Genomic DNA, 5,169 nt, shown 5'->3' with positions numbered 1-5,169 from the left:
CGCATTCAGCGGCTTGTCCGCTGCAATGCTTGGTTAGGCTTGCATACAAGGCTTTCAATTATTGCAACAGCTTTCTCCACGCCGTGTTTTTCTCGCAAACTCGCTCCCAGCGCTGCGGCATGTTCGATTATAGTTTGATTTGTGGTTATCTCTTTAATGCCTGCCGCAAGTCTTTCCACCGTCAGCTTTTTCAATGGGATAGGGGCGGCTCCGGCATTCAACGAGTGTAAGCGATTTCCCCAAAAGGGCTGATCGCCAAAGAACGGAATAACAATAGACGCTTTACCCGCCTGTAAGGCAGCAGCCGTAGTTCCTGCGCCTCCGTGATGCACAAGCCCGCACACACGAGGGAATAGCCACGAATGAGGTACTTGGTCAACTGCAATAATACTCTCCGGCAATGCCTTAATTTCCATACCGCCCCAGCCTGTTGCCAGAATCCCCCGCACGCCTGCTCTTTGAAGTGCTTCAATGACGATATCTGTTAGCCGTTCAGGGTCACGTCCTGTCATCGAGCCGAAACCAACATACACCGGCGGTGGACCTGTGTTCAAAAAGGCTGAAAGCTCTGGTGAGGGTTCATAATGGTCGTCATCTTCAGTATGCCAGTAACCACAGATACTAGCAGTTTGGGGCCAATCATCAGGTCGTGGTACGACCAAACTGCTAAAGCCATGAATAACAGGAATGGGTGTGCCATCGGCGGTATGTAAGAGGCTAAAGCGCTTTGCTTTCGGCAGATGATGAGCCTTGCGCCAAGCTCGAGCGTACTTAGCCACTGACAACCCAATCAGCCGATTCACAAAGCTGTAGGAGAATTTGTTATACCATCCACCCAACCTCAGCCGCGGCAACATCATGTTTGGATATTCAGCAGTAGGCACTAACCCTGGCACGACAAGCGCCATCAGAACTGGAACACCGAGCTTTTCGGAAATGTCGGGGGCGGTAAAGGCCTTGGGGTGAAACACAATAATATCTGGTTTGGACTGCTGTGCTGCGACCCAACTCTCGTCCACGAGGGCACGCTGTATTGGGCCTATTTTCTTGAGTAAGCCTAGCGTGCGCTTCACAACTTGAAATATGTTGTTTGTGTCTTCCAATGCGCCTTGGTCTTCTGGGGCATCCAATAAAGTTAGCATGCCGTCGTTCATGAATGCATAGTGCAGCCCAGCATGCTCGATAATCTTTCTAAATCGTGAGCTCGTGGCTAATGTGATACAGTGACCAGCTCGCTTTAAGCCTTGCCCCAATGCGATATATGGCTGCACATCGCCTCGGGTTCCGTAGGTCAGTATAAGTATGTTCATGTTTTAGCCTAACGCCTCAATCAGCCGACGCGTTAGCGGTCGGCTGTATTGACTTGTTAGCCTTACTTTTAACCAGTGTAAATGAAGTTTCCAATGGGATTTCTACATTTCTTAAAGAGTCTTTCATATTAAAAAAGACCGTCCACTCTCCAAAGGGATCCCCTGCTTCACCAATGTACTTAATCACGGTTTGTGTGAGAAATATTGACATAGGGTCATCTTCCAGTATTCCCTCGGCGCACGGTACATCAATTTCATTGATTGAAAAGCTACCATTTGGCTTGATAATTTTAATGTCGCACAAGATCTTAAAATATCTATTTTCATCTAGCTTAGGATTCGCAAAAAAAGGCAAGATTGTTAATTCTTCACCAAGTTCGACTTCTTCCGCTTCTGAAAAGTGAGGGATATTCTCTTTTGGAGTATTCCATTTTTCCTCCCAGTCTTTATCAGGAGTCACCAGCAACCAACCGCCAAATCCCGAGATACTTTTTTGATTTTTCGTATTTGGTGCTTTTGCCCCATCACCTGTTCGCCAATTAAAATCCTCGGCATGAACAGCTAATGTTGTTACAAACAGTACTAAAATAACTATCAGATTTCTCATAACTTTCCTTGTAAGGCTAACGCCGCCAGCACGCGCGGCTTTGTAGTGGAGGCGCAGCCGTAACGGAAAAGCCGTCGCTGTGCCTGGCCTTGTTAACAGGTTCTCGCACCAATCCTATTACACGCATCCATCACCCCTCTGTATATCAGATCGGGAAACCCAAAAGCAGCTTGTGCATCATTTAGCCATTGCACCATCTTCGTTGCCGTTTCCTCGCTGTAGATGGGAGGCTTTTTCTTTGATGCTTGGAAGGCGTGGAGATTAAGTAAATTACCTGTATGAATATCCGTCACAACCCACTTACCCAAGGTGAAAGGCTCTTCCAAGTATAAAATTTGCATATTTTCTTCTGTAACTTTTGTCGTTCCAATATGCATCTGGAAGTTACGTAATATTTTTAGTACATGCGGAAGCGGGCAGTCAGTATCCAATAAAGAGAACCTTTTATCTTGAAGTTCTATCTTGGCCATTTCATCGATCGCAACATATTCCGCCAATGAGGCTCGCAAGTATGAACCCGCCATCTTTTCTCTACCATCCCCTTCTCCCCCGCTTCTAAGCAAGTGAGCAAAGTGTAAAGCTCCCCGTGCTCGGCTCAATGTTTCCGGATATTCAGATAAAGACTTCTCCGTAGCTTCATCCAGAGAAAAGAATACTGCATATGATTCTCGGTCCAACGCGTCGAATTTTAGGGAATACTTATCCATATAGTACCTGTTAACGCCCCGCGCATGCGCGCGAACTTGTGAGCGTCGCAGGGGCCGCAGGCCCCGAATGACGCGGATTGTTAGGCAAACCGTACATCAAAACTGGAATACACTTAACCACTAAAGATCAAAAAAACCACGCATGTTCTGCATAGGCTTTTCACACATATCGTCCCAGAAAAATTTGTAATCAATGTTTTGAGGCTTACTTGCCCACCAACGCTGAGCGTCTTTTCTAATCTTTGCCAAGTGTTCTGGCGATATTTTTGAAGCTATTCTGAATTTTTCAAGAAGCGCCTCTCCATCTTCAGCGTAATTATTTTTCTTTGAAAGCTCTACGCAAATGTAAACCATACCAGAATAGTTTTGCTCTTGTGCTCTCTGAAACTCATGTGTCTCATAATTAGGTATATTATCAACAGCACTATTAGCTCTTGACTCATCGTTAAATAATAAAAAAATTAAGATAATAATGATTTTATGCATAGACATGCCTAACGCCCGCCACAAACGCGAGCAACTTGTTGCGAGTCGAGCCGCGAAGCGGCGTTTTGATGGCGCTTGTTAGGTAACATTTACCACCACTGGCTCAGTTCTGGTTAACACATGAATGATTTCATTTGTCGTCATTACGGAGTAATGGGATAGCTTATCGTTGCTTAAACACATGACGTTTGTTTTCGTTTTAGCATATTCAAGTAAGCTCGATGCTGTATATACCCCAATAACTCCTGAGTCACGGTTCAAATGGTAATCCTGAAAATGGCTACTTTCATCGTATGATTCGAATAAAACGGTATCGGTGAACACCACCATGAACCTAATAGGATCATCGCCGTTTATATAAGTAACTAGGTTCAGGGTGAGTAACCCATCCTTATACGATAAATTATCTAAGCCCCAATCCTGGTAATCTTCGCTAATATCATCGATGGCACTGTTCATTGAGTTACCTAACGCCGCAAGCAGCGGCGAGCGTTAGCGAGTCCAGCACCGAAGGTGCGATGCTGACTTGCCTTGTTAGTTTTTCTTAGTTTCACGCAGTTCTTGCTTGGCGATTTCTGGATTAACCAATCCAAGCGAGTAGTTACCAGAAATACTGGCTACGCCACCAACATAAGCTGCGTTATCAAGAGCCGCAGTTAAGCGAACAAAATAAGTGTTATTGGCTTGTGCATCGAAAGATATCTGTAACGGACCGGCACGCCAATTGGACATAAAGCCACCCTCTTTAACTGCAATTATTGTATTGCCTGGACTAAGGTCTATTACATGGAAGCCACCATTACCTATCTCAAAACTATCTACGCCATTTATCTGCACTACTGGCGATGCAGCGCCATCTAACATAGCCCAAGGCCGATAAAAATACACTTTAGCCTTATTTACCTCTGGTGCTTCAGTTTCAGTAAACTTAGGTCCTGTTGCACTACAACCAGTAAGTAACACAATAATGCCTAGCGCCAAAATAAACTTCTTAAACATATACTAAGCTCCATCTCTACAAAAAACTAACGCCTGGCTCTGGGGCTGCATGAAGCGCAGCGTAATGCAGTCCCTAGCAGCCATTTGTTAGACTTAATCATCCCAGTCAAAGACGATATACCATTCATCGTTGATTTTCCTATATCCTTTGACATTACTTGCTAAGCCCTCTGGTATTTTATCTAGGCTAGAAAACAGGGGCTTGGGGTTTTCTGGCTTGTACATGTAGCCCTTACTTGAACCGCCTGTCACTAAACCTTGGGCAGTAGATATAAACCAGATGCTATTACCGCCCCAAGACCTCATGCCCGCATCAAGGCCAAGCTCTGAAAATAGAGTTTTGTATTCATCCCAGCGTGTTTCTGAAATTACATTATCAGGACTTATCCAAGTTGGGTGAATAACGGTGGCTGGAGAGTCCTCCCGGAACATAGAGATTAATTTCTTGTACTTCCCCATGTTTATTTCCAAATCTGAGATCAGAGCTTGGTCGGCAAGGTGATCGCGTCCTTGAATATCGGAGAAGACATACCAGACAAACCCAGCTCCTACAGCCAAGAGCAAAGCTCCGATTATCGATAAGGATATGATTATTCTTTTAAACCACTTCATCTTGATCTCTGAAAAGCCTAACGCCCGCAACAAACGCGAGCAACTTGTTGCGAGTCGAGCGCCCAAAGGGCGCGTTTTTGATGGCGATTGTTAGTTGCCATTTTTTACTTTTGTACCAAGAGTTGCATACCAGAAACCAGCAAAAGCACACAGAGAATAAAGTGACAACCGAATAAAGTACAAAGACGGGTTGTCAAACATAGTGTAAATATTGCCCCGTCTAACCACCTCTTCACTTTGAATTGCCTCAATGACATTCCCAATGTAGTAATAAGCCACAACGCCAGCGAATAACCTGATGATAATCGAGGCAATCAGCGGCACTTCAATTAAAACAAGGCCTAATCTTTTTTTCACTACGGAGCTCTCAGAATACACTTAGCAACTAACGCCGCAAGCAAAGGCGCGCGTTAGCGCGTCCAGCCCGCAGGGCGATTTTGCCTTGCCC

At 45.1% G+C, this 5,169-nt stretch carries 8 protein-coding genes; all 8 read right to left on the bottom strand.

The genetic code is table 11. From position 1 onward, the window contains the following. Positions 1-5: 5 nt before the first annotated feature. The 8 genes from ACQ661_RS12520 to ACQ661_RS12485 all read right to left on the bottom strand — a co-directional run bounded on the left by ACQ661_RS12520 (position 6) and on the right by ACQ661_RS12485 (position 5,078). The gene (locus ACQ661_RS12520; protein ID WP_289117497.1) at positions 6-1,310 is read right to left on the bottom strand and encodes a glycosyltransferase; all 1,305 of its coding nucleotides are present in this window, start codon (positions 1,308-1,310) and stop codon (positions 6-8) included. Positions 1,311-1,326: 16 nt separating this feature from the next. Continuing rightward, complete coding sequence (locus tag ACQ661_RS12515; protein WP_092593673.1) at positions 1,327-1,917, bottom strand: hypothetical protein; 591 nt, start codon at positions 1,915-1,917, stop codon at positions 1,327-1,329. Between the two features lie 92 nt (positions 1,918-2,009). Further along, complete coding sequence (locus tag ACQ661_RS12510) at positions 2,010-2,624, bottom strand: hypothetical protein (protein ID WP_313932593.1); 615 nt, start codon at positions 2,622-2,624, stop codon at positions 2,010-2,012. Between the two features lie 120 nt (positions 2,625-2,744). Continuing rightward, positions 2,745-3,110, bottom strand: coding sequence for a hypothetical protein (locus ACQ661_RS12505; RefSeq protein WP_431668570.1), 366 nt, complete (start codon positions 3,108-3,110; stop codon positions 2,745-2,747). 78 nt (positions 3,111-3,188) lie between these two features. After that, complete coding sequence (locus ACQ661_RS12500; protein WP_313932595.1) at positions 3,189-3,569, bottom strand: hypothetical protein; 381 nt, start codon at positions 3,567-3,569, stop codon at positions 3,189-3,191. A 75-nt stretch (positions 3,570-3,644) separates the two neighbouring features. Further along, the gene (locus ACQ661_RS12495) at positions 3,645-4,109 is read right to left on the bottom strand and encodes a DUF2846 domain-containing protein (RefSeq protein WP_313932596.1); all 465 of its coding nucleotides are present in this window, start codon (positions 4,107-4,109) and stop codon (positions 3,645-3,647) included. Positions 4,110-4,202: 93 nt separating this feature from the next. Beyond that, positions 4,203-4,721 (bottom strand): hypothetical protein, encoded by a 519-nt coding sequence (locus tag ACQ661_RS12490; protein WP_313932597.1) that lies wholly within the window; start codon positions 4,719-4,721, stop codon positions 4,203-4,205. A gap of 90 nt (positions 4,722-4,811) precedes the next feature. Beyond that, the gene (locus tag ACQ661_RS12485; RefSeq protein ID WP_431668569.1) at positions 4,812-5,078 is read right to left on the bottom strand and encodes a hypothetical protein; all 267 of its coding nucleotides are present in this window, start codon (positions 5,076-5,078) and stop codon (positions 4,812-4,814) included. Positions 5,079-5,169 lie beyond the last annotated feature (91 nt).

The organism is Pseudidiomarina sp. WS423 (genome assembly GCF_050750165.1).
Taxonomy (GTDB): Bacteria; Pseudomonadota; Gammaproteobacteria; order Enterobacterales; family Alteromonadaceae; genus Pseudidiomarina; species Pseudidiomarina fusca.
This window is presented reverse-complemented; position numbering and strand designations above follow the sequence as displayed.

Coding starts and splice junctions, on each gene's coding strand:
- ACQ661_RS12505 (WP_431668570.1), bottom strand. CDS start 3,110: ATGCATAAAATCATTATTATCTTAATTTTTTTATTATTTAACGATGAG.
- ACQ661_RS12510 (WP_313932593.1), bottom strand. CDS start 2,624: ATGGATAAGTATTCCCTAAAATTCGACGCGTTGGACCGAGAATCATAT.
- ACQ661_RS12490 (WP_313932597.1), bottom strand. CDS start 4,721: ATGAAGTGGTTTAAAAGAATAATCATATCCTTATCGATAATCGGAGCT.
- ACQ661_RS12520 (WP_289117497.1), bottom strand. CDS start 1,310: ATGAACATACTTATACTGACCTACGGAACCCGAGGCGATGTGCAGCCA.
- ACQ661_RS12495 (WP_313932596.1), bottom strand. CDS start 4,109: ATGTTTAAGAAGTTTATTTTGGCGCTAGGCATTATTGTGTTACTTACT.
- ACQ661_RS12515 (WP_092593673.1), bottom strand. CDS start 1,917: ATGAGAAATCTGATAGTTATTTTAGTACTGTTTGTAACAACATTAGCT.
- ACQ661_RS12500 (WP_313932595.1), bottom strand. CDS start 3,569: ATGAACAGTGCCATCGATGATATTAGCGAAGATTACCAGGATTGGGGC.